This is a genomic window from Altererythrobacter lutimaris (genome assembly GCF_013371495.1).
Taxonomy (GTDB): Bacteria; Pseudomonadota; Alphaproteobacteria; order Sphingomonadales; family Sphingomonadaceae; genus Erythrobacter; species Erythrobacter lutimaris_A.
Genome location: NZ_JABWTA010000001.1, coordinates 1,737,154 through 1,761,845 on the forward strand (window position 1 = coordinate 1,737,154; position 24,692 = coordinate 1,761,845).

Annotated in this window: 25 protein-coding genes and 1 tRNA gene; 15 read left to right on the plus strand and 11 right to left on the minus strand. The window is 57.1% G+C overall.

The window, feature by feature from the left end:
* Positions 1–38: 38 nt before the first annotated feature.
* The 4 genes from HUO12_RS08390 to HUO12_RS08405 all read left to right on the plus strand — a co-directional run bounded on the left by HUO12_RS08390 (position 39) and on the right by HUO12_RS08405 (position 4,379).
* A complete protein-coding gene (locus tag HUO12_RS08390) occupies positions 39–503 on the plus strand; it encodes a hypothetical protein (protein WP_176273134.1) in 465 nt (154 codons plus the stop codon).
* Positions 504–525: 22 nt separating this feature from the next.
* Positions 526–1,473, plus strand: coding sequence for a bifunctional diaminohydroxyphosphoribosylaminopyrimidine deaminase/5-amino-6-(5-phosphoribosylamino)uracil reductase RibD (gene ribD / locus HUO12_RS08395; protein ID WP_176274365.1), 948 nt, complete (start codon positions 526–528; stop codon positions 1,471–1,473).
* An 18-nt stretch (positions 1,474–1,491) separates the two neighbouring features.
* Complete coding sequence (locus HUO12_RS08400; RefSeq protein WP_176273135.1) at positions 1,492–2,109, plus strand: riboflavin synthase; 618 nt, start codon at positions 1,492–1,494, stop codon at positions 2,107–2,109.
* Between the two features lie 146 nt (positions 2,110–2,255).
* A complete protein-coding gene (locus HUO12_RS08405; protein WP_176273136.1) occupies positions 2,256–4,379 on the plus strand; it encodes a hypothetical protein in 2,124 nt (707 codons plus the stop codon).
* Positions 4,380–4,510: 131 nt separating this feature from the next.
* Here the strand turns inward: HUO12_RS08405 and HUO12_RS08410 are convergent, their stop codons facing one another.
* Positions 4,511–4,759, minus strand: a complete 249-nt coding sequence (locus HUO12_RS08410; protein WP_176273137.1) for a hypothetical protein — start codon at positions 4,757–4,759, stop codon at positions 4,511–4,513.
* A 110-nt stretch (positions 4,760–4,869) separates the two neighbouring features.
* Between HUO12_RS08410 and HUO12_RS08415 the strand changes: the two genes are divergently transcribed.
* On the plus strand, positions 4,870–5,349 hold the full coding sequence (locus tag HUO12_RS08415; RefSeq protein WP_176273138.1) for a hypothetical protein: 480 nt from the start codon (positions 4,870–4,872) through the stop codon (positions 5,347–5,349).
* A gap of 68 nt (positions 5,350–5,417) precedes the next feature.
* On the opposite strand, the gene HUO12_RS08420 is transcribed toward HUO12_RS08415, so the two are convergent.
* Complete coding sequence (locus HUO12_RS08420) at positions 5,418–6,593, minus strand: amino acid aminotransferase (protein ID WP_176273139.1); 1,176 nt, start codon at positions 6,591–6,593, stop codon at positions 5,418–5,420.
* Between the two features lie 105 nt (positions 6,594–6,698).
* On the minus strand, positions 6,699–7,502 hold the full coding sequence (locus HUO12_RS08425; RefSeq protein ID WP_176273140.1) for a DUF1134 domain-containing protein: 804 nt from the start codon (positions 7,500–7,502) through the stop codon (positions 6,699–6,701).
* Between the two features lie 258 nt (positions 7,503–7,760).
* On the opposite strand from HUO12_RS08425, the gene HUO12_RS08430 reads away from it, so the two are divergent.
* Positions 7,761–7,851: transfer RNA gene (locus HUO12_RS08430), tRNA-Ser, on the plus strand.
* Positions 7,852–7,935: 84 nt separating this feature from the next.
* Here HUO12_RS08430 and HUO12_RS08435 read toward each other — a convergent pair.
* From HUO12_RS08435 to HUO12_RS08455, 5 genes are all read right to left on the minus strand, one after another.
* Entirely contained in the window at positions 7,936–11,073 is a 3,138-nt protein-coding gene (locus tag HUO12_RS08435; RefSeq protein ID WP_176273141.1) for an Eco57I restriction-modification methylase domain-containing protein, read from the minus strand.
* Between the two features lie 60 nt (positions 11,074–11,133).
* The gene (locus HUO12_RS08440) at positions 11,134–12,225 is read right to left on the minus strand and encodes a tyrosine-type recombinase/integrase (RefSeq protein WP_176273142.1); all 1,092 of its coding nucleotides are present in this window, start codon (positions 12,223–12,225) and stop codon (positions 11,134–11,136) included.
* Between the two features lie 3 nt (positions 12,226–12,228).
* Positions 12,229–12,708 carry a helix-turn-helix domain-containing protein gene (locus HUO12_RS08445; protein WP_176273143.1) on the minus strand — a complete coding sequence of 160 codons (480 nt, stop codon included), beginning with the start codon at positions 12,706–12,708 and terminating at the stop codon, positions 12,229–12,231.
* A 5-nt stretch (positions 12,709–12,713) separates the two neighbouring features.
* A complete protein-coding gene (locus HUO12_RS14605; RefSeq protein WP_176273144.1) occupies positions 12,714–12,902 on the minus strand; it encodes a helix-turn-helix domain-containing protein in 189 nt (62 codons plus the stop codon).
* A 164-nt stretch (positions 12,903–13,066) separates the two neighbouring features.
* Complete coding sequence (locus HUO12_RS08455; protein WP_176273145.1) at positions 13,067–13,807, minus strand: hypothetical protein; 741 nt, start codon at positions 13,805–13,807, stop codon at positions 13,067–13,069.
* A gap of 143 nt (positions 13,808–13,950) precedes the next feature.
* On the opposite strand from HUO12_RS08455, the gene HUO12_RS08460 reads away from it, so the two are divergent.
* The 9 genes from HUO12_RS08460 (at position 13,951) to virB11 (ending at position 22,175) form a co-directional block, all read left to right on the plus strand.
* On the plus strand, positions 13,951–14,328 hold the full coding sequence (locus HUO12_RS08460; RefSeq protein WP_176271651.1) for a hypothetical protein: 378 nt from the start codon (positions 13,951–13,953) through the stop codon (positions 14,326–14,328).
* A gap of 79 nt (positions 14,329–14,407) precedes the next feature.
* Positions 14,408–14,974: a lytic transglycosylase domain-containing protein gene (locus HUO12_RS08465; protein WP_408609455.1), complete on the plus strand. Its 567-nt coding sequence runs from the start codon at positions 14,408–14,410 to the stop codon at positions 14,972–14,974.
* Positions 14,971–15,285 (plus strand): TrbC/VirB2 family protein, encoded by a 315-nt coding sequence (locus HUO12_RS08470; RefSeq protein ID WP_176273147.1) that lies wholly within the window; start codon positions 14,971–14,973, stop codon positions 15,283–15,285. The genes HUO12_RS08465 and HUO12_RS08470 overlap by 4 nt, the downstream gene beginning before the upstream one ends.
* A 4-nt stretch (positions 15,286–15,289) precedes the next feature.
* Positions 15,290–15,574, plus strand: a complete 285-nt coding sequence (locus tag HUO12_RS08475) for a type IV secretion system protein VirB3 (RefSeq protein WP_176273148.1) — start codon at positions 15,290–15,292, stop codon at positions 15,572–15,574.
* A gap of 18 nt (positions 15,575–15,592) precedes the next feature.
* Complete coding sequence (locus HUO12_RS08480) at positions 15,593–18,037, plus strand: VirB4 family type IV secretion/conjugal transfer ATPase (RefSeq protein WP_176273149.1); 2,445 nt, start codon at positions 15,593–15,595, stop codon at positions 18,035–18,037.
* A 20-nt stretch (positions 18,038–18,057) separates the two neighbouring features.
* Positions 18,058–19,200 (plus strand): type IV secretion system protein, encoded by a 1,143-nt coding sequence (locus HUO12_RS08485; RefSeq protein ID WP_332310391.1) that lies wholly within the window; start codon positions 18,058–18,060, stop codon positions 19,198–19,200.
* A complete protein-coding gene (locus HUO12_RS08490; RefSeq protein WP_176273151.1) occupies positions 19,200–20,000 on the plus strand; it encodes a TrbG/VirB9 family P-type conjugative transfer protein in 801 nt (266 codons plus the stop codon). Before HUO12_RS08485 ends, HUO12_RS08490 begins: the two co-directional genes overlap by 1 nt.
* Positions 20,001–20,011: 11 nt before the next feature.
* The gene (locus HUO12_RS08495; protein WP_176273152.1) at positions 20,012–21,133 is read left to right on the plus strand and encodes a TrbI/VirB10 family protein; all 1,122 of its coding nucleotides are present in this window, start codon (positions 20,012–20,014) and stop codon (positions 21,131–21,133) included.
* A 16-nt stretch (positions 21,134–21,149) separates the two neighbouring features.
* Entirely contained in the window at positions 21,150–22,175 is a 1,026-nt protein-coding gene (gene virB11, locus HUO12_RS08500) for a P-type DNA transfer ATPase VirB11 (protein WP_176273153.1), read from the plus strand.
* Between the two features lie 160 nt (positions 22,176–22,335).
* Here the strand turns inward: virB11 and HUO12_RS08505 are convergent, their stop codons facing one another.
* The 3 genes from HUO12_RS08505 to HUO12_RS08515 form a co-directional block, all read right to left on the minus strand.
* A complete protein-coding gene (locus HUO12_RS08505) occupies positions 22,336–22,785 on the minus strand; it encodes a winged helix DNA-binding protein (protein WP_176273154.1) in 450 nt (149 codons plus the stop codon).
* Between the two features lie 107 nt (positions 22,786–22,892).
* Positions 22,893–23,075, minus strand: a complete 183-nt coding sequence (locus HUO12_RS08510) for a hypothetical protein (RefSeq protein WP_176273155.1) — start codon at positions 23,073–23,075, stop codon at positions 22,893–22,895.
* Positions 23,076–23,268: 193 nt separating this feature from the next.
* A complete protein-coding gene (locus HUO12_RS08515) occupies positions 23,269–24,690 on the minus strand; it encodes a DUF1501 domain-containing protein (protein ID WP_332310392.1) in 1,422 nt (473 codons plus the stop codon).
* Positions 24,691–24,692 lie beyond the last annotated feature (2 nt).

Sequence of the window (24,692 nt, forward strand, 5' to 3'; positions counted from 1 at the left end):
CACTGGCGCTCGCAAGAAGCGATCCCTATGTTGCCAACATGCTCACGGAGAAACTTGCCAAGTCGCGGTTCAATCCCGCGCCGGGAATCGCTGATTTCTGGAATGAATTCAAAAAGCCCCAGCCCTATCGCTGGGCCATCCTGCTCGCCTCTGCAATTCCTGTGATCATCATCATGCTGTGGGCGACAGCGCAAAGTGTGACTGCACCGCCTGCAAGACCGGAAGTAACCTGGATCACCAGCTTCGCTCCCGATCGCACGGATGAGGAAATCATGGCATCCAATATAGCCAATCAGGAACGCAAGGATGCGATCGCCGCCGAGCAAGAGCGTATCGCGGAAGAGAAACGCAATATGTACCGCGAGCTAGGCCGCGCAACAGGCATTGATGTCGATGCAATGGAAGCGGAGATCGAAGCCGAGCGCGCCGCTGAGGAAGCGGCAGCAGCGCAGCAAGAGCCGTCAACCGGCAGCAGCGCAAGCGAGGCTGAGCTTGCCGAATAATGGGGCGGATGATGCGCGCTGGATGGATGCCGCTGCGCGACTTGCGCTGAGAGGCCGCCCGGCAAGTTCTCCAAACCCGAGTGTCGGAACAATCCTAGTTAGAGATGGCCGTGTGATCGCGCGCGGCTGGACGCAAGGTGGCGGTCGCCCGCATGCAGAAGCGCACGCATTGAGCAATCTCTCAAGCGGCGAAGCAGCAGGCGCGACAGCCTATGTGACGCTGGAGCCATGTGCGCACCGGTCCGAGAGAGGTCCTGCCTGTGCGGAATTGCTCGCCCAAGCAAAGCCTACGGGCGTTGTGATCGGCATTCTCGATCCGGACTCGCGGACAGCTGGGCAAGGGGTCAGCCTGCTTGAGGATGCTGGGATCGAAGTGACTGTCCTGGAGAGTGCTTCCGCTCGCGAAAGCCTGGCCGGCTATCTTACTCGTGCTGAGCGAGGCCGTCCGCATGTTACGCTGAAGATCGCCATGTCCCTTGATGGCTGTATCGCGCTGGCGGACGGCACTAGCCAATGGATCACCGGCGATGAAGCGCGCGCGCATGTCCATTCGCGCCGCGCGCTCTCGGATGCGATCCTCGTAGGCGGCGGAACCTGGCGAGCGGACAAGCCGCGGCTCGATGTCCGCTTGCAAGGTCTGGAACACCGCTCGCCGCGGCGGGTTCTGCTCACTCGAGGCGTGGCTCCGGACGGTGTAAAGGTGATCAACGCGCCGGAGCAGATCAGCACGCTGGATGGCGTGCAGTATCTCTACATCGAAGGGGGTGCGGAAGTGTCTGCAAGCTTCCTTAAAGCTGACTTGGTTGACCGGCTGGAGATCTACCGCGCGCCCATCATCATCGGCGATGGCCTGCGCGCGATTGGCGATCTTGGCCTCACCGATTTGCCAGCCGCACATGGCCGCTGGGCGATTGCGGAAAAGCGCCAGCTTGGCAGCGACACATTCACCGCCTATCAGCGCACCCGATAAGGAGCTCAAGCGCAAACCATGTTCACAGGTATCGTCACCGCCATCGGAACCATCAGCAAAGTCGAACAGCGCGGCGATTTGCGTCTGCGCATTGCGGCACCGCTTGATCCGTCGAAGATTGCGATCGGCGCTTCAATTGCGTGTTCGGGCGTTTGCCTGACAGTGGTTGAGCGCGGCGGAACCGCAGGCGATGCATGGTTCGACGTCGATGTCTCTGCCGAAACAACCAGCCGCACTGTGCCAGCGATGTGGGCTGAAGGCGCGAAGCTGAATATCGAGCCGAGCTTGCGTGTCGGCGATGAGATTGGCGGCCACATCGTGACAGGCCATGTCGATGCTGTGGGCGAAGTCATCGCGGCTGTCCCTGAAGGCGACAGCTGGCGGATCGTCATTCGCGCGCCTAGAGAAATCGCGCCTTTCATTGCCGCCAAAGGCTCGATTACAGTCAACGGTGTTTCGCTGACAGTAAACTCGGTTGAAGATCAGGCGGATGGCGCATGCGATTTCGGCCTCAATATCATCCCGCATACCGGCGAAGTGACGACCCTTGGTGAGCTCAAGGCTGGCGATCATGTCAATCTGGAGATCGATGTGCTTGCGCGTTACCTGAAGCGGATGCAGTCACTGGCGAGTTGATTGCTCACAAGGTGCGCTTGGTTAACCCGCCGACTTGCCGCTGAACCCACATTACAGTAGCCTCGTCTATTAATTGAGGTCGCAAGTCCATCTTGCGCGCTTGAGTTCCGTCGAGAGAGCCGCGCGCAAACCTTGGGAGGGGTTTGATGTTGCGACGTTTTCTTTTCACAGGTGTGGTCTGTTCCAGCGCGCTAGCCAGCTATGCCGCCGCGCAAGAGCTGCGGATGCAGCCGGTTCAAGCGCAGCGCATGGAAGTCCAGCGCCCCGCAGAGCTGCAAATCGAAGCTCCAGCCAATTCTGTGGTGCTGCGAGCGCAAAGCACTGATGCCCTGCTTGAGCAGCGCCAGGTGCAACGGCGTATGAGCGTACAGCAGGTACGCGCTCAGCCGGTCATTCAGCTGGAACAAGGCGAGGCTGACCTGCGGCCTGTGCTCAATAACCCTGCGGCACCAATCAACGTCGCCCAGCGCCTGCGCGCGCGCCCGCAAATCGCGACAGTGCGCGCCGATACGCTGGAAGTGGCGGAGATCCCTGAAGGTCTCGTCGTGCGGCAGTTCATCGCTTACCAGTTGGAACCCGGCGCGTGCTCGACACCGAGCGGTCGCCGCGCAGTTGCCGCTCAGGGTGCGGAGTGCTGGACCCGCCAGAGCAATACGCGCCGTGCGAGCAGCTTTGCCAATCCGCAAGCGAGCGCTCGCTATATCGCCAACCCTTCGGAGCGCAGCAGAGCGATTGCGGAAGCCAATACGATCGCTGCGGAACAACAGGCGGAAATCGACGCCGATATAGCGCAGCTACGCCAATATCTCGCCGATCCTTCAAGGCGTGCGGACATCGGTGAAGCGGAAGCGACCCGCCTGTCGGCGCTGAGCGATGAAGCCTTGCAGGAAGAGCTCATCAACCGTGCAGAGATCGAAGTCGAAGAGGTGATGTTCGTGCCTAACCTGGAAGCGCAAGACCTGCGCATCCGTGCGCGGCCGGCTTTCGGCACCAGCGAACGTCCCCGTCGTCAAAGCTTTGAGCTGGCGGATGTCTCGGTCGAACGTGAAGAAGCCGATGCGCGCATTCTCGCCGCTGGCGGAACCGCGCCGGAAAGCTCGCTTCCTCCGGCCCATCGGCAGGGCCCCACAGATTTGCGCACGTCCCCGACCCGCCCGCAAGGTATGACCGATTTCCAAGCCGCACCTCAGCTAGACATTAGCGAGAATATCGCGGTTGATCGTGAATTCTACCTCACTGGCTTCACGCTGGGCCGTCAGCATGAATGGCGCAAACGCGTCTCGATTACTGTGGCGTGGTGCATCTGGGGCTGCAAAAAGACCTATTATGTCGAGCCCTATGCAGGCTTTGGCTACGGCTTTGGCCTGCGCTTCCCGGTACGCATGGATGGAACGTACGAGTACCGCCACAAGAACGGGCAAGAGCGCGCTTTTTTTCGTCCTGTGTTCCAGCCAGTGAATGCAAACACCAACCAATACTCACGCACTGGGCTTGCCAACCATCAACTCTTCAGCGGACAGGAACTCGTTGCGGAGGCCAATGCCTATGCAGGGGTGCTGTACAAGCTGACGCATAACCGCTCAGGCAATTTCGGTGTCGAAGTCGGAACCGATCTCACGGACAGACTCCCTTCGCCATTCACCAATGGCCAGTTCAAGCCGCCAAGCCCGGGTCAGACAACGCCGCCTGTCATTCGCACCATCGAGCAAGTCGACTTTCTGGCTAACCGCGCGAGCTTTGGCATAGTTGGCGCAAAGATCCATCCGGCCGTGAAGATGGAGTTGTTCTCAAACGGGCTCAGCTTCAGGCTTCGCGATCATGTTGCGAACAACACGATAACTATGTCGGAAAGCGGCAAGCGCTATCCGCTGGAAGTGAACAACAATCGCTTCAGCCGCTTCAGAGTGAGCGATCCGGTTTACAATCTCGGTTTCCAGATGACACCGGGTTTGGTTGGCCGTGCTTATGTCGATATCGCCGTGTGGTCGCGCAATTGGGACTGGCCGGTATGGTTTCCTCAGTTGAAAGTGCAACTGCCGCCCAACGGCGTGAACTTCACGTGCCATGCAGGCACGGTATGCGGGCACGAATATAAGCTCAAAGCCGATTACTGGAGGCCCAAGCCTCGCCGGACATCAATCACGCGTCCAGTCCGGACGAACCCTCCGCCTGCGCGTACGAGCCCGTCAAGCGATCCGCAGCGCGCCAACCCGCCGCGCCAGACAACGCCGGAAAAGACGAGCCCTTCGCGCGATCTGGCACCATCATAGTCAAAGCAGGATTGGTTCTAAAACGCTTAATCCGTCGCCCAAAGGTCGCAAAAAGAAAGGACCGCCCCAAGCGAATGGAGCGGTCCTTTTCCATGTACATGCCCCTTTGAAAGGGGCACTTCGAGTACTGCTTATGCAGCTTTCTCCTTGGTTTTCCTTGCAACCGATTTCGCGGCCTTTTGCTGCGGCACGGTCTTGGCGTCGGCTGCGGGAGCGCGCTCGTCCTGATCATTAGCGATCTTTCCGTTAGCGACTGCTTCCGTCAGCGCGGGCTTGGGGTCTTTCTTCTGCGCATCCTTAGCGCGCTTGTACGACCATCCGCCAAGAGCCAATCCACCGCCAAGGGTTACGAGGGCAAGTGTAGCGATTGGTGCGGGCATGAATAAATCTCCTTTGTTTTCAATCTATTCAATGGGTGAGCCAAGCATTGGTTCCGAAATTCATCGCTCGTGCTTTCCTACTCGTCGCATCATGCGGCAGCTACCTCCCTATGCAACCGCTCCCACTTCGCAGCGCTCGTATTCCCCCTTTCCACGCAGTACCTGTCCGTCAACGCAGCGATGACTGGACACCACTGCGGCAAGCCGAATTCATCGGTCACCTGGCAGAAACTGGCTGCGTCCGCGAAGCCGCAAGGCGCGTCGGAATGCAGCGCGAAACCGCTTATCGGCTGCGCACGCGTCGGGGTGCAGAAAGCTTTGCGGCAGCCTGGGATGCTGCGGTCGCACGTGGCCGAAATCGTGCTGCGCCTTTAACAGCCTCAAGCTCCATCGCGCGCGATCGCGCGCGGCCTCACCGGAAGGTCACACTTTGCGAGCTTGCATGGCGGGTGGAGACCGGTATCTGGCGCGTCAGGTTGCGCGCAGGCCGCTATAGCGGCGTAAGCCGGAAAGCTGACAATTCTGCGCTTCTCACGCTGCTCGCGCGATGTTCGCGCGGGGCATCACGACTTGCGAATCCGCCGCGATGACGCGTTTTGAAAAAACACGCTTAGCGTATCGTGCGAACCGTTCGGGAGCGGACGGTCCTGACCGTCACTCAGCCGGTGACTTTAGCAAGCGCGTCAATGAACTTCTCGATATTGCTCATCGTGAGGCCTGCAACGTTGATCCGGCCCGAACCGGCCATGTAGATCGCATGATCCTCGCGCAGTGCCTTCACATGCTCAGGCGTCACAGGAAGGATCGCGAACAATCCATTTTGTCGGCCAAGCGGCGTCAGATCGACACTGCCCGCAGTGCCCGCATCAGCCAGCGTCTTGCGAACCAGACGAAGACGCTCGCGCATGGTTTCAAGCTCGTCGAGCCAGACCCGCGTCATCTCCGGATCGCGCAGGATTATACGGATCGCAGCAGCGGGGTGGTCAGGCGGCATCGACCAGCTCGCCCGCGCCAGTGCGTTGGCGTTGGAAAAGGTCGTCTCAAGCTGGTCGGCGGTCGCAGCCTTGGCATAGAACGCGCCGACGCGGTCGCGATACATGCCGAAATTCTTGTCGCAGCTGTAGCAGATGAAAGCTTCCTCGACTTTGGCGAGCACTGTGCGCAGGCCTACCGCGTCTTCTTCCATGCCGTAGCCGAGGCCCTGATACGCGACATCGATGATCGGGAACGTGCCGGCGCTTACAATCGCATCCGCAATCGCGTCCCAATCGTCTGCTGTGTAGTCGATCCCTGTCGGGTTGTGGCAGCTGCCGTGGAGAAGCACTGCTTCTTTCGGGCCAGCAGCGTCGATAACGCTCAGCACTGTTTCAAGGTCTGCGGTACCGTCTTCGCGCGCATGCGAGAACGTCACTGTCTCGATCCCGACATCATTGAGAATTTGCGCGTGGTTAGGCCAGCTGGGAACACCCAGATGAAGCCGCTCTGCACCGGCATTCTTGGCAAGCGCAACAGCCAGACGAACCGCACCGGTACCACCTGGCGTCTGCATGCCAGTGACGCGTCCGCCATGGGTCGGGTTGGCACCGAAGATATAGGGCATCAGCGCTTCAACAAAGCCCATATCGCCTTCAGGCCCAAGATAGGCTTTCGAATCCTGTGTATCGACCAAGCGCTGTTCAGCCTGTTTGATCGCTTCGAACACAGGTGTGTCCCCTTGCCCCGTTCGGTACACACCGACGCCCAAGTCGATCTTGTCCGTCCGCGTGTCAGCGGCGTGCATTTTGATGAGCGCGAGCAGCGCGTCAGGCGGTTGGGTTGCGAGGTTCTCAAGCATAGCGAAGCTCCTTTGCCGCGCTGCGTCATTCCTCGCAACAGGCAAATGCACTTATCGCGTCGGGTTGTTCGCTATCCGGTAATGTCCGACTGCTTGGAGCGAGAATTAGAACGGCAGCCAGCGCTGCTTCTTGGAGAACTTCATATAGCCGGCATTGACGCCAAGACGCAGGCCAGCACCCATGCGGATCGGGATCAGCACGACATCGCCTTTGCGCAGATAGCTCGCATGCATGCCGCCGACCACGTAGGCTTGGCCCTCACCAGCCGGATAGCGCTCGTAAAGCTCTTCTGTGTCGAACAGGTTGTAGACGAGGACAAAAGTCTTGCCTGCATTCGCGCCAGCATCAAAGCCGATCGAAGGGCCGGTCCAATAGACCGGGCGCTCGCCTTCGACCTTGTGATAGAGCGTGCCCGAGCCATAACGCGCGCCGACGACAAAAGCGCCGCCTGCTTCGCGGCCTACGATGTAGCCGTTAGGGCGGCCTTGTTCAGCCAGCATCTTTTCGATCATCTTGGCAATGCCTTTAGCGCCATCGCCGAATACACCTTCAGCAGCGCCGATAAGATCGTCCTCGCCATAAGTGGTCTCAGCCGCTGCGAGCTCTTCATCCGTCATCGCAGGCGCTTCTGCAGGCTCCGGATCAGCCCATGTTGGCGCAGGCGTTCCTGGGAGCGGCTCGGAACTGTACACAACCTCGTCAGAAGGAGCAGCCTGAGTGGCGGTTGTTTGCTGCTCTTGCGGGACAGGGCTCACATAATCAGGAAGCGGCGCAAGATCGCCTTGCTCGGCGGGGCCATAGGCAGCGTCAGGATCGATGCTTTCAAGCTCTTGTGCGGCGACGGGCACGGCGCCCACGATCGCCAGAGCCAAGCCCCAGCTTTTGATGAATGCGGAAAAGCGCTTCATGGTATGCTCCTCGAAAGGGCTCGCAATGACCCTCAATGTTCGAACCAGAATCGCTTGGTGAAGCTACGACAATGACGCGGCGGTGAACCGAATCGAAAACACGGTGAACCGAGTCGTGGAGGCGGCAATTGGCTTAAAGGGACGCAACGCATCGTAAGCGCGCGAAAATTCCCGCATTCTCTCCCTTGCAGGCTGTGAAGCGCGCCATTATAGCGCGGCTCTCGCTTGCCGTCAGACAGCCTTGGCATGCGTGCTTGCGGAGACGTGGGTGAGTGGCTGAAACCAGTTCCCTGCTAAGGAACCATACCCATATCGGGTATCGAGGGTTCGAATCCCTCCGTCTCCGCCACTTTCCTTTGATTTTATTTATGATTTAATCTTGGAGTAGAGTTGTTCCCATAACCGCTCCCCGATAGGCGGCTTACTAGAGCGATCAGATATTCGCTTCCAGCAGGGCGATCTCGTCGGGCGTGAGGTCAAACAGAGCATAAACTTTCGCGTTGATCTCGGCGCGGGTCTTGGTGATCCAGTTTTCCCATTCATTGCGTTCCTGAAGCGGGATGGTGGCCTTCAGCGCCTTTTTTACTTCCTTCTGGAAGGCGGCGAAGTCGGGCAGTTCCCACCATTGCTTGAGCTTGTTGGAGAGCTCGGCGTTGCCCGGCTCTGCGGCAAGGTCGGGAATACGGCGGGTGATCGACTGCTGCAGTTCGCAGCGCTTTTCGGCTGCAGAATGACATCGTTCGGAGTACTCATTTAGTATCGGGTCGACTTCTATGTCGTCCAAGATTGGCAACTGCTCAACGTATTGCGTTTGAAAGCGAGCATATCCGCCCCGCGCTTTGGCTGTTAGAGCCTTAATTATGAACCACGCTACGCTTGAGTTCAGGTATGCGACGAGGGCGTTCGATGCGCTCTTCAGAAAGTAGCCGGTGTTTTCACAAAAATTGGCCGATTCATCCAAATGACATCGCGCTTCTGAAGCAATATCGCTCCACATGATCTTTGGAGATTCCAGAATTGGAACGTAAGCTTCCTGAGCCTGTTGAAGTTCAAACCACTCCTGCTTTGTAGCTCGGCGTTCTAACCGCTCCTTGAACGGCATGAGCCATTTTCGGATCGCCGGGTAATCAGCAATGTTCACCCGGTTTTTTGGGGTGTAGATTAGCCAGTCGTCCCCCGAGCTAGCTCCCCAGCGATGAAGGCCTTTGCCTTCAATTAGTGGCTTTAGAAGGTCGATCGATTTCGGATCATCTTGGCATATTCCTATTTTCGTTGGGGTATCGATCACAAACGCGGCCTTGAGGCCAGTTTTCACTCCCATCATCGGTGATCCGTAGCGCTCCTCCAATGTCTTTCGGTCACCCAAGAGTTTGTCACGCAATGCGGCGACCACTTGGTCCTCAAGCTGCCAAGAGCCCTCGCTGAGATCGAATTGCCGATATGGTTTCCGGACGTCCTCATAGAAGTCTTGGAAGCTGCCCTCGGGGATGGAATCTACGTTCCAAAACTCAAGCGAATGAGTGCTTTGGGGAGGGGTCGCGACCAAGGTCAAAATTGCTGGGTATGTTGTTACCCCTTCGAAGATTTGTACTTCACCGAAGTCTACAATATTCTCGATAGTCACGGAGCTCTTCAGAAATCTGCGCAAGGCCGAGCCGGAGCCGCTGCTGAAGAATGTTCGTGAACTGATGAACCCCAGCCGCCCTCCGGGTTTCAGAAGTTTTACCCCTCGCTCGAAGAAATAAACATAGAGGTCCGCGCGGTCCGAAACGACTTCATAGCGCTTCTCAAGCCACGGTTTCATCGGCTTGATTAGTTCCATCCGCACGTAGGGCGGATTGCCCAGCACGACGTCAAAACCGCCTTCAGCGAAGATTTCCGGAAACGCGGATTTCCATTCGAAGCCATGGCTTCGATAGGCAAAGCTGCTGTCTTCGATCAGGCTGTCGCCGACGCGCAGATTGGCGTCCAGACTGTCGAGCACCTTGCCGCGCTTTGCGGTCTTGATCCACAGGCTCAGCTTGGCGATTTCCACGCTCTCGCTGTTCACATCGACGCCAAAAAGGTTGTTGGTGAGGATTTCGCTGTCCGGGTCCAGTAGGTTGCCCGCCATGCCCTTGCCCTCAAGCTCGGCCAGCTTGGCGTTGACCTGTTGCAATTCGGTCTTCATGTAGTCGAAGGCCATAATCAGGAATACGCCAGAGCCGCAGGCAGGATCGACAATGCGCAAGTGTGTCAGCCGGTCACGATAGGCGGCCCATGCTTCGCGCTCTGCCTTGGCCGACTTCCACGCAATCGGGTCATCATCGGCCTTCGCGCCTTTCTTTGCGTATTGATCCAGCAACCCGGCAAAGATTTCCCGGCAATGCGCGCCAAGCGTCTGATCGACAATGAAGCGCGCCACATAGTCTGGCGTATAGACCACGCCATCGCGCTTGCGCCGTCCACTAGTGCCGCTGGCCTTCTTCTCGACTGGCGCTTCGCTAAGCGCTTCAGCCTGTAGCTGTTCCACATCGGCAATCGATTGCTCGAATATATGGCCCAGCACGGTGACGGAAATCTCGCTGGCAAAATCGTATTCAGCCAGCCGCTTGAATCCCTCGCAAATGTGGTCGGGAATATTGAGGGCGCGGATTGCCTCATTCGGCTGGAACAGTCCGCCATTGTAGCGCGGAATGTCAAGTTGACTGTTGCCCTGATCAATGGCGTTGAACAGGCCCAGGAACGTCTGCCAGACCGGTTTGGGATTGTAGGGGTCATTGTGCTGGAAGGCGCTCAACAGGCTGTCATCGGGCAACAGGCCATTGTCTTCTGCAAAGGCGATGAACAGCACGCGGTCCAGAATGGTCTGGCCCAGCCGGATCGATTCAAGCGGGTCGTCATTGGGCCGCTCAGCATTAACTGCGCCAATCAGGTCGCTGCGCAAGGTGCGATAGTCAGCATAGAGCCGCGCGGTAATGTCACGGTCCTCTTTGCGGCTTTCGTCGAGAATTGCCAAGGTCCGCCCAGACAGCAGGTTCTCGGCTGACAGCAGCAGCATGAAGCGCTGATACTCGGCTGGCTCATGGAGCTTCGCCAGATCGAAGCTGTCAAAGAATTGTCGCCCGTCCGCATAGCTGTAGATGCGGATTTCAAGGTAGTTCGAAACCAGCACCCATTTGGTGCCCACGTTGTCGCTGGCGTAATCCCATGCCTGCTTGACCGGGGATTTGGCGCGCCCCGGCATGATCGCGTCAAGGTCTTTGGTTCTCGCGCCCTTCAGTTCGAACGGGGCGATAATCCGGCTTTCATTCTTGGTGAAACGTCCAAATGCGAGATCGACCGAACCGCTGCCAATCGCCGCTTCAACATCGACTGTCCATTCGCCGCTGTCGTTGAAATCGCTATAGCCTAGCACCTCGCAAATGATGCGCTGCTTGAAGTTGCCGTGAAGTGCGGTTTCCTTTTGGGACTCGATAGAGCCGTCGCGGATAGTTTCGCCCCATTGGCGCAGAACTTCGAGCTTCGCCGGGTCCGGGGCCGGTGCGCTGGCAACATGCCGGTCGATTGTCTTGGTGTTGAAAAGTTGCAAGCCCGATTCCCCAATGTTGGGAATGATCTAGCGGCCTTTGTCGGCTGGCGGCAAGCGCCACTAGACAGCCTTGCCCAGCCGCCTTTGCAAAGCCCTCATAAGCGCCCTGTCGTCCATTTCGTCGCGGTCGCTGTTGCCCGCCGCCCGGATCAATTCGCCCTGCTCATAGGTAGAAACGCGACCATAGCTGGTGAAGGTAGTCATCAAGTCCGAATGGCCTAGGTTTTGGCTCCAGGCCTTCATTTCCATGACGGACAGGTCCATCGCCATCGCGTGCCGGACCAGCATATCGCGGAAGGTGTGCGGGTTGTAATAGGGTAGGCCAGCCGCTTCGAATGCCTTGCGGAACACTTCGCGCACCGGGCCGGTTGACGCCCAGCCGTCGCGGGCAAGCCCGGTCGGCTGGAATGCGCCGTCATCGCCAAGGCCCATGGCGGTTGCCGGGAACAACGGGTCAGCTGGTCCCCAAAGTTCGACTTCGCGCAGTTCCCGAATCCAGCCCACGACGATCTCCAGTGCGCCCTCGCATACCGGCATAAAATAGGTGCGGAAGGTCTTTGCGAATTTGGTCCGCACCGTCCGCGCGTCCTGTTCGACAAAGCCGCCCTCAATATCGATGTGCTCGAGCCGGAAGCTGGCTAGTGCATTGACCCGCGCGCCAGTGATCGCGGCGAAGGCCAGCAGCGCCCTGTCGCGCCGCTCGAGAACCGTGGCGGCTGGCATAGTGTCCAGCACCTTGCGCACCTGTTCCAGCGACGGAACGCGCTTCTCGCGCCGTGCGCGGGCGATGGCGGTGTCTTTCTCGCTCAGGTTAAAATAGTCAGCATCGGAATAGGACATGTGCGAGCGGAAACCCGGTTCGCGGCTAAGCCATTCGAAAAAAGATTTCAGGTCGCGCAGCGTCGATTGCACCGTCGCCTTGCTCAGCCGTTCGCCTGACTTGGCATTGATCGCTTCGCCCAGCCGCTTCTTAAAGGCAACGGCCTGTTCCTTGTGGAAGCGCTTAAAGTCCTTGTGTCGGTTCGATGCTTCGAACTTGGCCAGCGATTGCGCCACCCTGTCGATGGTTGTCGTATCGCGGCCCTTGGCCTCTCGCAGGAACGCGAAGTAGTCGCGCTTCACCCGCTCGTTTGCAGCGTTGTGTTTTGCCATGGTCTAGCCTTCCTTTTCGAAGTCACAATTCAGGGAGGAGGACAACTGCCCATTTAGGCTTGAAGGGCCTTGCGTGATCTGGACCTCACAACCGGGCATTTTCCGCTCCAGATCGGAAAAGCGAATGCGGCGATGCATGACCGTCTCACAGACCTCGCAGATAGCGCGCATGTTGCCGCTGTCAGTGCGCATTGGCTGGTAATCTACCATGCCCAGCGCTGGGCGGCGTGGTTCGCGGCATGACAGGCAATAGAGTGTGCCAGGAGCGCAAGGCTGCTTGCGGCTGGTGCGTTGCGATTTCAGGAATGCGCGAACGGTTGCGCCTTGGAACAGGACGGGGCGCTGGCCATCTATCGGTTTCAGCCCCTTACGCTGCCAGTTGCGCACCGTGTTCTTGTGGATGCCCAGACAGGCGGCAAGCTCGCCAGCCGTATAGCTGTAGTGCGACTTGACGCGGTTAGGATTGGCCCGACGCGCGGGCATTTTGGCTAGGCCCCTCCTTCGATAAGTGCGTGAAGGCTGTCTGCCGGGATGACGGTTCGACCGCCAATACGCGTAGCGCGTAGACGGCCCGCCGCAATGTGCGAATAGATGGTGGTGCGCCCCAAGCTGGACGCCTTGCAAGCTTCCTGGATGGAATAGGCGATCTTGGGAGGATCTTGTTTTTCTGACTGCACTGGCTGTTCCCATTTGGCCCAAGCAGAATTGACTCGGACTTCATCGGACAACCAGTTAGATCACGGCCAACTGTTGCAGAAGACGACTTAATTCGGCTGCAATTTTGAACCCGCAAAACGGTGACAGAAATTTGCACCCACGAAATTATCGTTGAACTTCGTCCCTAGTCTTCGGCCTCACTATCTGTGCCCGCTTGGCTCGCAGCAAGTAGGCCCAATGTTTGGGGACGCGAGCCAAATAAACCGCGAGGCTGAGACTCTGTGGCGAGGGCATTAAGACTTCCCTGCTGCACCGTTGCTTCAATCTCTTTGAATGTCATCTCCCTAGGTGGCAGCTTGCCTTCGCGCGATTCATAATCTGCAATTGTCGAGCGAGCACGATCCAAGGAGAATTGCCATACATCGGGCCGCGCACTTTCCGGCAGTTCTGACAATGCCTCAAGCGCTCGTATATGCGCCTCATATGGACCAGAATCTCTGCTCTGATTTTCAGCCGAAACCAATGTGAACCAGCGACGATCATAGGGTCCGCGCGAAAGCTTCCGCTCGATACGCTTATGCGTCGAGACTACACTATGGCCTGGGTTTCGTTCGGAAAACTCTTTTGCAATCGCATAGTTTGAGCGTGCGGAAAATGGATCGTTGCCAGCCAACCAATCGCGAGCATCAGCCTCTATCACCTCGCGCAATTCCGGCCAATCAGGCTCGCGCTTTCGGCCTCGCTTGGCCTTGGTCGCTTCCTTTACGGCATCCTTGACGGCGTCCGCACCATAGCGCCAGATTGCCCGCTGAATATCATCATGCACGCTCGGACCAACCAAATCCAATTTGGGCAGCGCAAATTCCGCCAGTGCGTTTCTCGGCGGTTGGAGCGCGTTGTCCGGTTTCGTTTCGTTCTCAGCCATAACCGCTTCCCTCGCGGCACCCATGGGAAAAGCGGGGAAGCGCGTGGGATGCGCGCTTCTCGGCTGGCCTGCCTATCCCCGCCCGCAATCTATGGCCTCAGTTGGAAGCTTGCCAGCCGCTCTCAGAAACCATCCTCATATTCGTGAATATCGACGAAAACTGCCGTTCCGCTAACGACCCAAATGCCGCCGAAATTCGATTGACTAAGCATTGCCAAAGACCGGCCGGAACACCGTGGTGGGATTTTGGAACGGAGAAAACCGTTCGAAAAGGTCCGATCTGGATCATTTGCTTCATCGCTCGATGGGCTGTCTCTCCGATGAAGCTCATGCCCGAAACCAAATGTCAATATCTCCGACTGCGCCATATCGGTTCTATCAGGAAGCTAGTTCTGTGGAACTATATGGCAAAAGTAAGCCATGAAATCGATACTAAGCACATCAAACGCTTGGCGGCAGGGAAAGGGACTTTATTCAACGAAGGTTCTTGGTGGATCACGATACTCGCAAGACAAAAATAGAAAGCAGTTCGTCGTTTTTTGCGGTCATGTTTCGATCATTTTCGCCCTCTTCAACTCAACACAAATAGCAAGAGCCGACGTGCTCGAGATTGATGCGAGCGGTGCGCGCTGGATAGCAGGTGGGCCAAAGATCGCGGATAGGCCATTCGGTCCAATAACTGTAAGTGTCGAAGCCGGTAGATTAGCGAACGGCGCTTCAATCCCTGCTGAATACATCGAGACGGTCGCAACGCTTTCGGAGCGCTATGATATCAGTCCGGCACTAATTGAAGCGCTGGTTTGGCAGGAGAGCCGCTGGCGCGAGAATGCGGTGTCCCCAAAAGGTGCCAGAGGCCTCGCTCAGCTGATGCCCGCGACCGCACGCTACCTTGGCGTCGATCCAGACGATCCCATCCAAAACCTTGAAGGCGGGGCCCGCTACTTGCGCGAGCAGCTCGACAGGTTTGACGGGAATCTGGAATGGGCTCTGGCGGCCTACAACGCCGGACCCGGCCGGGTCGAGCGCGCGCAAGGCATTCCGCGCATCCGCGAAACTCGGATCTATGTCGCATCAATCATGGCGCGGCTTGCGCTGACTCGAAATCAAGGCACCGCAAAAGAGCGGGCCCTTGCAGTCTACGATTATTCAGGAAACGGAGAAATATGACGCCGTTTATCTCTCGGTTTAGCAAGACCACTTGTGTGCTTTCATTGATGTTTATGCCAGGCGTCGCATACGCACAGCAGGCCGGTGACCCGCAAGGTTCCGGCCCCATCGTGTCAGCGCTCGGCTGGCTGCAAGGCACTTTGCTGGGCAATGTTGCAACAGCAGTCGCTGTGATGGCAGTTGCAGCGATCGGCTTCATGATGCTGACCGGGCGGATGAACTGGCGCTTCGGCGCAACTGTCATCATTGGCGTGTTCATCCTGTTCGGCGCAGCGACCATCGTCGCTGGCATTCAAAGCACGGTTGCTTGACGCTGTGAGCGCTCTCGTTCGTCATCCCGTTCACCGCGCGCTGACAAGACCGCAAATGTTTGCCGGCGTTACGATGAATTTCTTCATCATCAATCTTATGGTGACCACTATTGCGTTCCTGATGATCAAGAGCTTCTGGATCATTCCCGTTCCAATCATCACGCATATCATCGGCTACTTTGTCAGCCTGCGGGAGCCTCGCATCTTGGACCTGTGGATCACGAAGGTTTCGATGTGCCCGCGCGTTCCAAATTACCAACACTGGGGATGCAACAGCTATGCGCCCTGAGCTGGAAGGTAAGCCCGCATGACTAAATGGATCGGACCCGCTGCCTGGAGTGCAAAGGAAGCCCATGCCGCAGATCGCCTGCCTTATCTCCGCTTAGTGGACGAGAACACCGTCTTGCTGCGCGATGGCAGCGTGATGAGTTCAATCCAGGTTCCAGGATTGCTGTTCGAGACAGAAGACAGCGACGCTCTTAACGCACATTCGGCAGCACGCGAAGTCATGCTCCGTTCAACGCTCGACTCACGCTTCGTACTCTATCATCATGTCATCCGCCGCCGTGTCGAAGTGGAACTGCAATCAGATTTTGAAGAGCCGCTAAGCCGGCATATCGACCAGCGCTGGAAAGAGCGACTTGCAGGCGGTTCGCTGTTCGTGAATGACCAGTTCATAACTGTTATCCGAAGGCCCGCGCGTGGCAAGGCTGGCCTCGCCGAGCGGGCTGCAAAGCTCTGGAATCGAACCTCCTCGCGTGACATTGAACCTGATCCCAAAGATGTGCGGACGCTGAAATCCACGATCACCGGGATCGTTGCATCATTGCAGAGCTATGGTGCTGCAACTCTGAGCGAATACACCTCGCCGCAGACCGGCAAGGCGAACTCAGAACTACTTGAGCTCTTGTCCGCTCTGTACAATGGCGAGATGCGCCCAGTTCGGCGACCGTATAACGAAACTGAAATCGGGCATATGCTGCCTTACAGACGCACCAGTTTTGGACTGGACGCAATGGAGACCCGCGGATCGGGTGCGCCGGACTTTTCAGCTATCCTTGGCTTGAAGGAATATCCCGAAGCAACATCCCCGGGCTTGCTCGACAACCTGCTGCGGCTTCCGTTTGAGATGATCCTAACCGAAAGCTACGCGCCTGCTGAACGAACTACAGCCAAAGAGCGGATCGATCTTGCCCTGCGGCGCTTGCGTTCAGTCGATGAAGAGGCCGCGGCTGAACGCACGGACATGCTGTCTGCTCGTGATGCTCTTGGCAATGGAGCTGTGGGCTTTGGGGACCACCACCTCACTATCCAAGTGCGCGAGCAAACGCTTGCCCGGCTCGACGACGCGGCAGCATCCTGTGCTGCAGCGATAGCCGATACCGGTGCGATTGCAGTGCGCGAAGACACCAATCTTGAGCCTGCCTTCTGGGCCCAGTTTCCTGGCAATGAGAAATACGCAGTGCGGCGCGCGCTGATTTCGAGCGCCAATATGGCAAGTTTTGGCAGCCTGCATGGCTTCGCGCTGGGCCAAGCAGACGGCAACCAATGGGGTGATGCCGTCACGCTGCTGCAAACGACCAGTGCAACGCCGTTCTTCTTTAACTTCCACCACGGCGACCTCGGCAATTTCTCTGTCATCGGTCCCTCGGGTTCCGGTAAGACCGTGGTGATGAACTTCCTCGCTGCACAAGCGCAGAAGTTTTCGCCTCGCACGATCCTGTTCGACAAGGATCGCGGTGCAGAACTCTTCATTCGTGGCATAGGCGGCCGGTATGATCGGATCGCGCCTGGCGAGCCAACCGGTTTCAATCCGCTCGCTCTCAGCGATACACCTGCCAATCGGGCTTTCCTGCGTGATTGGTTTGGTGTTCTGCTGTGTGCTGAAGGGCCCGAGGAAGTCGCAACGATCAGCGCTGCCGTTGACGCAGCCTATGCAAACGACGCCTCGCTTCGGCGCCTGCGCCACTTCAAGGAACTTCTTTCCGGCGCTCGCCGCCCAAAGGCTGGAGATCTGGCTGATCGGCTGTCAGCCTGGATCGGCGGTGGCAAGGAACAGCGCGGCCAACATGGTTGGCTGTTCGACAATGAACACGACCTGCTGGACCTCGAAAGCCGGGTCCTTGGATTTGACATGACCGCGCTTCTGGAAAATCCCAAGCTGCGCACACCGGTGATGATGTATCTCTTCCACCGCATTGATGAGCGATTGGATGGCGATCCAACTATGATCCTGATCGACGAAGGCTGGAAGGCGCTCGACGATGAGGTTTTCGCAAGCCGTATTCGCGACTGGCTGAAGACTTTGCGCAAGCGCAACGCGCTCGTTGGATTTGCAACTCAGAGCGCACGTGATGCGCTCGACAGCCGCATTTCGACCGCTCTGGTCGAGCAGACCGCGACCATGATTTTCATGCCTAATAGCCGCGCTAAGGCCGAAGATTATTGCGATGGTTTTGGCCTCACTGAGCACGAATTCGACCTCATCAAGTCGCTTCCAACCCATAGCCGATGCTTTCTTGTGAGGCAGCCAGATGCAAGCGTGGTGGTTCGTTTGGATCTGTCTGGCGCGCCTGAAGTGCTGACGATCCTGTCTGGTCGCGAAAGTGCGGTCCGGCGGCTCGACCTTCTGCGTGAAGCGGTCGGCGATCATCCATCTGACTGGTATCCAGCACTGACCGGTAGAGCCTGGCCAGATGTTGGTCATCAGGACGAACTGGATGATTATCCTTACGGGCATGCAGCTGAATGACAACGGCTTGCGATCTTGCGATGGACAATTTGAGCGGCGGCGTAGCAGGTGCGCTGACCGCGATCGACTGCATGGCGAACGACGTTACGTCCGAGACCTTCGGGCGGTTGTTTGCACCAGGAGGATCACTCGGCACAGTCCTTACGATCCTGCTTACACTCTATGTGGCTTTCTTTGCGATTGCGCTGCTGCTCGGCCGATCCAGCCTCGACATCCGCGCGCTCATGCCGCGCATGATCACTTTGGGGCTCGTGCTGACATTTGCGACCAGTTGGGTCGCTTATCAGAGCGTTGTGTGGAACCTCGCAATCGGTACACCTGATTGGCTGGCCGGATTACTCCTTGGCTCAGAAGGCTCAGCGACTCGCAATTTTGGCGCAAAGCTCGACGTCGTCTTTGCCGCCGTTCAAGAGACCTCGTCGAGCAATCAGAACTTCTCGGCATTCTCTCCTCCGGGCATGATGTGGCTAGGCGCACTATTGCTCTTGCTCGGTACCGTTGGCCTCCTGGTCACTGCGAAGATTGGGCTGGCGTTACTCGTCGCCCTGGGACCAATTTTCGTCGTGATGGCATTGTTCAGCGCCACGCGCGGCCTGTTCACCGGCTGGCTCAAAGGCGTGATCATGCTTGCGCTGGTGCCGCTCTTTGCAGTGCTAGGTGGCTCGATCATGCTGGAGCTGGCAGTCCCCGTTCTCGCAGCCCTCATCGCAGTACCCAACCAAATTGATCCGGAAGCGGCGATGGCATTCTTCCTCATTGGAGCGGTTCACTGCGCGCTCATGGCCATGGTCCTGAAAGTCGCTAGCACCATGGTGTCGGGTTGGCAGGTGTTTGGCTTCGCACCTACTGCACAACAAGCAATTGCGGGCGATACAGACACAAGCCGCCTGGTCGAGGCTCGCGTCGCGCAGCAGCGGCAAGCGGCTCCTTCCCAAGCCGAGACGCGTTCGAGGCAGATCCATCTGTCTGCTAGCGCGACCAGTGCGCCCGCGAATGATTCCGGCAACTCTAACCCATCTTCCCAGACCACGCGGGTTTTGGCGATTCGCTCTGGTGAAACGGCATCAAAATCTGATGCTCCGTCTCAATCGCGCACCCGTGGCATCGGAAGCCAGTTCCGAAGCGCCCGCAAATCAGGTGCACTCAAATCGGAGATTGCTTAATGATCCGCGCAAGCATTTCTGCGCTTCTACTCGGGGTCTTAGCTGCGCCAGCCTTTGCTAGCGATCCGCGGCTTGTTGAGCATGAATATGATCCGGCTGAGATTGTGCGGATCGATGGCAAGGCTCGAGTCCAAGCGACAATCAGATTTTCTGAAAGCGAGAAGATCGAAAACGTCGCAATCGGCGACAGCCGGTCTTGGCAAGTGACCCCCAATAAGCGTGCAAATTTGCTGTTCGTGAAGCCGCTACAGGCCAATGCCGCGACAAACATGACCGTTGTTACCAGCCGCAGAACCTATCTCTTCGACTTGGTCGCCAGCCCTCGAAGCAAACCGGTCTACGTCGTCAGCTTCACGTACCCGGAAGGCGAAACCGCAGCGGCTGAGGCTGCCCGCCTTGCGGAGCAGGAAACGGCTTCATCGGCGGAAATCGCCGCTGCGACCGACCCTTATGCCGTCGTTGATCCCGCGACGCTCAATTTTGCCTGGGCCTCGCGCGGAGACAAAGAGCTGCTTCCCGAGCGGGCATACGATGATGGCGACGCAACATTTCTGATGTGGCCATCAGGAGCAGCTGTTCCTGCCATTCTCATCGTCGATGAGGACGGCACAGAAGGACCGGTCAATTTCACTGTGCGAGGTGACACGGTGATCGTGGATGGTGTTCCGTCAGAGATCATCTTGAAGTCCGGCAAAGATCGGGCGGTCTTAACCCATGACGGTCCTGCAAGACCAAAACGTGCAGCCACTGATGACGCTTCCCTGGCTCAGATTGCGCCTAGCGCACGGGAGAAGAACTGATGCGCCTTGCCATGAGACTGCCATCCAAAGGCTCAGGTGGCGCTACAGCCAATGATGCTGATCCCCGCGAGACTGCGAGCGCGGAAGTCATCGATCTGGCCAGCCGGACGGCTTATCCAGCAGTCACACAAAACCGCGGCAAGAAAGATGGGTTTGGTCTTGCCGCTGGAATCAGCATAGTAGCCCTCTTAGGCGCGCTGACCTTGTCGAGCATGAATTCTGCACGCCTTGACGAACCTGAAGGCAATGGCAATCCAGACCTCGCGCAAGCAGGTGCTGCTGCAGTGCCAGCGAGAGTGCCTCAACCTCAAATCGAGCCACAGGTTTCGCCGCAAACGGAGAATTCCCCTGTCCCGATGCCCGCACCGGCTCCCGCTGGTGTCGTGAACAGCGCGCCTGCTGCCAATCCCTATGCCAGTCCGACAATGGTGTTCGATGCGAGCGCCGCTCCTGTACCATTGAGCCAACCTGCCGGTGAAGCTGTTACAGCACCGGGCGGGTCAGTTGTCGAAGGCGCGGGAAGCGCAGCCGCTCAATTTGCAAGTCGGATCGGCGGCGTTGGCGGAGCACCCGCTCAAGCAAGCGCGATGGCCAATCCATCAACAACCGTCACTCAAGGCACACTCATTCCTGCTATTCTGGAAACTGCGATCGACACTGACGTGCCCGGCTATGTCCGCGCGGTTGTTAGTCAGGACGTGCGCAGTTTTGATGGAACGAGTGTCCTTGTTCCTCGCTCCAGCCGCCTGATCGGTCAGTATCAGAGCGGCCTGCAAGGAGGCCAGAAGCGGGCCTATGTCATCTGGACCCGGCTCATTCGCCCTGATGGAGCATCTGTAAACCTCGCCTCGCCTGCGGTCGGCTTTGATGGAACGACAGGTTTGGAAGGCAAAGTGAAGTCCAATTTCTTCAAGAGGTTTGGATCTTCATTATTGCTCTCGGTTGTCGGCGGACTTGGTGCGGTTGCATCTGGCGGAGCATCGGTTGTCATAGGAGGCGCCGGACAATCAGCAGCCGCAGCAGCCGTACAGCAGGATGGGCAAATTGGCCCTACAGTACGTGTACCGATGGGCGAACCGATCCGTGTATTCACTGCGCGTGACTTGGATTTCTCCGCGGTGAGCGGCGGGTAATTGATTGGCTTCTCGTATGACAGCAGAAATTCAACCGTTGCGTGAAAACTTGGCAAATAAGCCTGCTGGCAGCGCGTATCTTGATGCCTATCTCGCCCCATTCATGCAATGGCTTGAGCGCGATACCGTTACCGAGATCCTTGTGAACCGCCCCGGCGAGGTCTGGATCGAGGATGCGCAATCCTTTGGCATGAAGCGCGTTGAAGCCGAACAGATCGATGATCTCCTGATCCAGCGACTTGCAGAGCAGGTCGCACGGCTCAACCACCAGGGCATCAACCGGGAGCACCCCCTGCTCGGCGCAACCCTGCCAGATGGTGCGCGCGTGCAGTTTTGCGGACCACCAGCGACACGGGGTCATTGGGCGATGGCTATAAGGCGACACAGACGCCTTGACGTGTCGCTCGATGCGTATGATGTGGGTGCACTCAGCAACGCTTCAGAGCCGGCAACGCCAGACGCTCATAAAGAACCCGTTGCTTTCTTGCGAGAAGCGATCCGGCAGCGCAAGACGATCCTGATCTCAGGCGGGACCAGCAGCGGTAAAACAACCTTCCTCAACGCGATGTTGGGCGAGATTCCAAAGGACCAACGCGTCGTTTTGGTCGAGGACACACCTGAACTGAAGCTTCCCGGCGCGAACGGCGTGGGTCTCGTCGCTGTCAAAGGCGAGATGGGCGAGGCGAAGGTATTAGCTGATACCCTGCTTCAAGCCGCTTTGCGATTGCGGCCCGATCGCATCGTATTGGGCGAATTGCGCGGGTCTGAAAGCGTAAGCTTCCTTCGCGCCATCAACACTGGTCATCCGGGAAGCTTCTCGACGATCCATGCGAACACTCCGCAAGGAGCTCTGGAACAGCTGGCGCTCATGGTCATGCAGACAGGGATAGGCCTGACCCGGCAGGACACAATCGCGTATGCTGCAGGCGTGATTGATGTGGTGGTGCAGTTAGGCCGCAGCAAAGATGGCAAACGTGAGATCACTTCGATTGTTGAGACCATCTCGGCATTCAACGAAACTGAAGAACATGGGCCAAATTGACGTGTCCAGATTCCAGACCGCAACTCGCAGATCATAGCTCGGCAACTTAAGCTAAGCGACCTAGATATTCAGCCGAATATGCAGCGTTACCATATGGGCGGGGTTGTCCCAGCCACAAACTTCCCTCGCATCCCAGGAACCCCCAGCTCATCGCCCTACTCTAAGCCGCCTTTTCTCGATCGCTGAAGTAAGCTTCCAACTTTGAGCTGCTGCTTTCGGTCAGTTTAATGAACGTCCGGCGCTGATCCGTCGGATCAGGAGATCGTGACACTAGCCCCCATTTCTCGAGCAATTTGAGCCATCGCAACGCTGTTGTGGCAGGTGCATTAGAAGCAATACAAAGACTTGTGACTGAAATGTCAATTCCCGCTTCATTGGCGACATAGAGGTCTAGAAGCATGTCCCACGCCGGTTCCGCAAACATCTCGGAAGGGAAATACTCTTCTCGTTGTGTCCGACTTACGATGTCGCGCTTAACTTGATCGACAACTGGCCGATTGGATCGATCGATTGTTGTGTCAGCCTGAACTGAAACATTGGCGAGTAGGTCATTCAACCTACCCACCGCATCAATTAGCTCATGTTCAGAAATGTCAGATATGTATGCCATTCAGCGCCCCCGCTACTTAATTCATGAGCACCTCGACCAATTGCTCAGTCCAAATACTACACGAGAAGAACGATTCTGCGGCACCGAAGAGTGGACATTTCGATTTGTTAATCAGGTGTATCGAGTAAGGATCTCCCGATCTCCTCAATCGCCTGATTCAGGTGTATTGAAGCGACATCAAGACCCTGTTTATCAAGGATTTTCAGCGCATCGATCAGAGATGCAACTGTTTGATGCAGCACCTCTTTATCCCCGATATCCGGTGCATTGTTTGTGGGTTGATTTATCACTGCATGTTACTCGCCTTGTAAATGAACACGCTCAGTCCGAGACTGCAGCGTTTGACAGTGAGAATGATTAGCAACTTTGTCTTTCAAGGCCAAGTTTTTGAGATTGCTGATCGCTCAATCGTCGAAGCGACATTGGAAGCGCGAGTGATCTGAATTGGGGGCGAGAAAAAACCTTATGGCTCGCAACCGACATTCAAGAACTTTGCATGAACCCCAGATCAGGACTCCGGAATCGGCCAATATTGGGAGCAATGCTCGTTAGCTCAGATTCGGGCACTCCAAACCATTTCGCTAAGGTAGTGGAAAGTTCATCAACCGATATCGTCGGAAGCAGCCTTCCGCGCCCGACCTGATCATCCGACTCAATTGAGGTTCGAGGCGCAGTCCCGAAAAAGCGCCCGCCATTTACCGCGCCTCCCAGGACGAAGTGATGCCCACCCCATCCATGATCACTTCCATCGCCGTTAACAGAAAGAGTGCGACCGAAGTCTGAGGCGGTGAACAGCGTAACGTTATCCGACAATCCAAGTCCAAGCATGGCGGCAAAGAAATTATCCAATGCATTGTCGAGCTGCCCGAGCAGAGCATCATGACTACCTCTCAAACCGCCATGATGGTCGAAACCGCCAATCGAAACCATGAAGACTTGGCGCTTGACCCCCACTTGCTGCCGCGCATCTATCATTTTTGCGACGACTTCGAGCTGCTGAGCGAGCGCCGTACCGCCAATGCTCGGCTCATACTGAGACTTTTCGAGGATTTCGTTCAAGAACAAGCCATAGTCTACCGATCTACTGTTGATCCTGACGATATCTTGCTGAAACGCAGTGCCGCCACTCTGGCGTAGAATCTGATTGAGTGCATCACTGGCGCTCGGCATACCGAACGCTGAATACTTCAGAGCGGCCGGGGTAAGCGCCCCCTTCGTACTCAGGCGAAAAGGCATCGAGTCCTGGCCTCGAAGGAAAACTCCGTTTCCGGAGATGCTTAGGGCCGTGAACATGCTGTTCGAATTACGCGACTGCGCGAGGTCTGCCATTCTGCCACCCCAGCCGGTTCGCAGGTCAGCACTTGTAGAGGTCTGCCATGCCGATTGCTGATCATTGTGGGAGAAGAGCTTTTTGGGGACCGGGTAAGAAGCACGGTTGTCGCTCAGAAACTGTGCTTTCGTAAGCGGAGTTTCCAAAGGCCCTGTGTTCAGCAATATTGCTAGATTACACTGATGAAAACGGGAGGTGAGCTTTGGCATTGTCGGTGCCAACGCATACTGTATCCCATCGGTAAGTTGCTGCTCATCATTGGGGAACAACACGGAGGATTGAAGTGCCTCTTTAGTTAGCGCAACCCCCATTTCACCGTTTGCGCCACCACCCCGCAACTGCTGATAGAGTAGGTAATTATCTTGATCATACGGGATGAGCGTATTCGCATGATCGTTGCCACCATCAAGAAATACGCAAACAATTGCTTTGTAATCCTCGACTACGCCTGCGGCGGCTAGCTCATTGATAGCAGCCAAATCCATTGCGTAAGCACTTGCCCCACCCAGTAGTGACAATTGCCCGCTGCGCTGGAGAAAAGCTCGCCGGGAAATCGCTGTTTGTTTTGAGATCACGA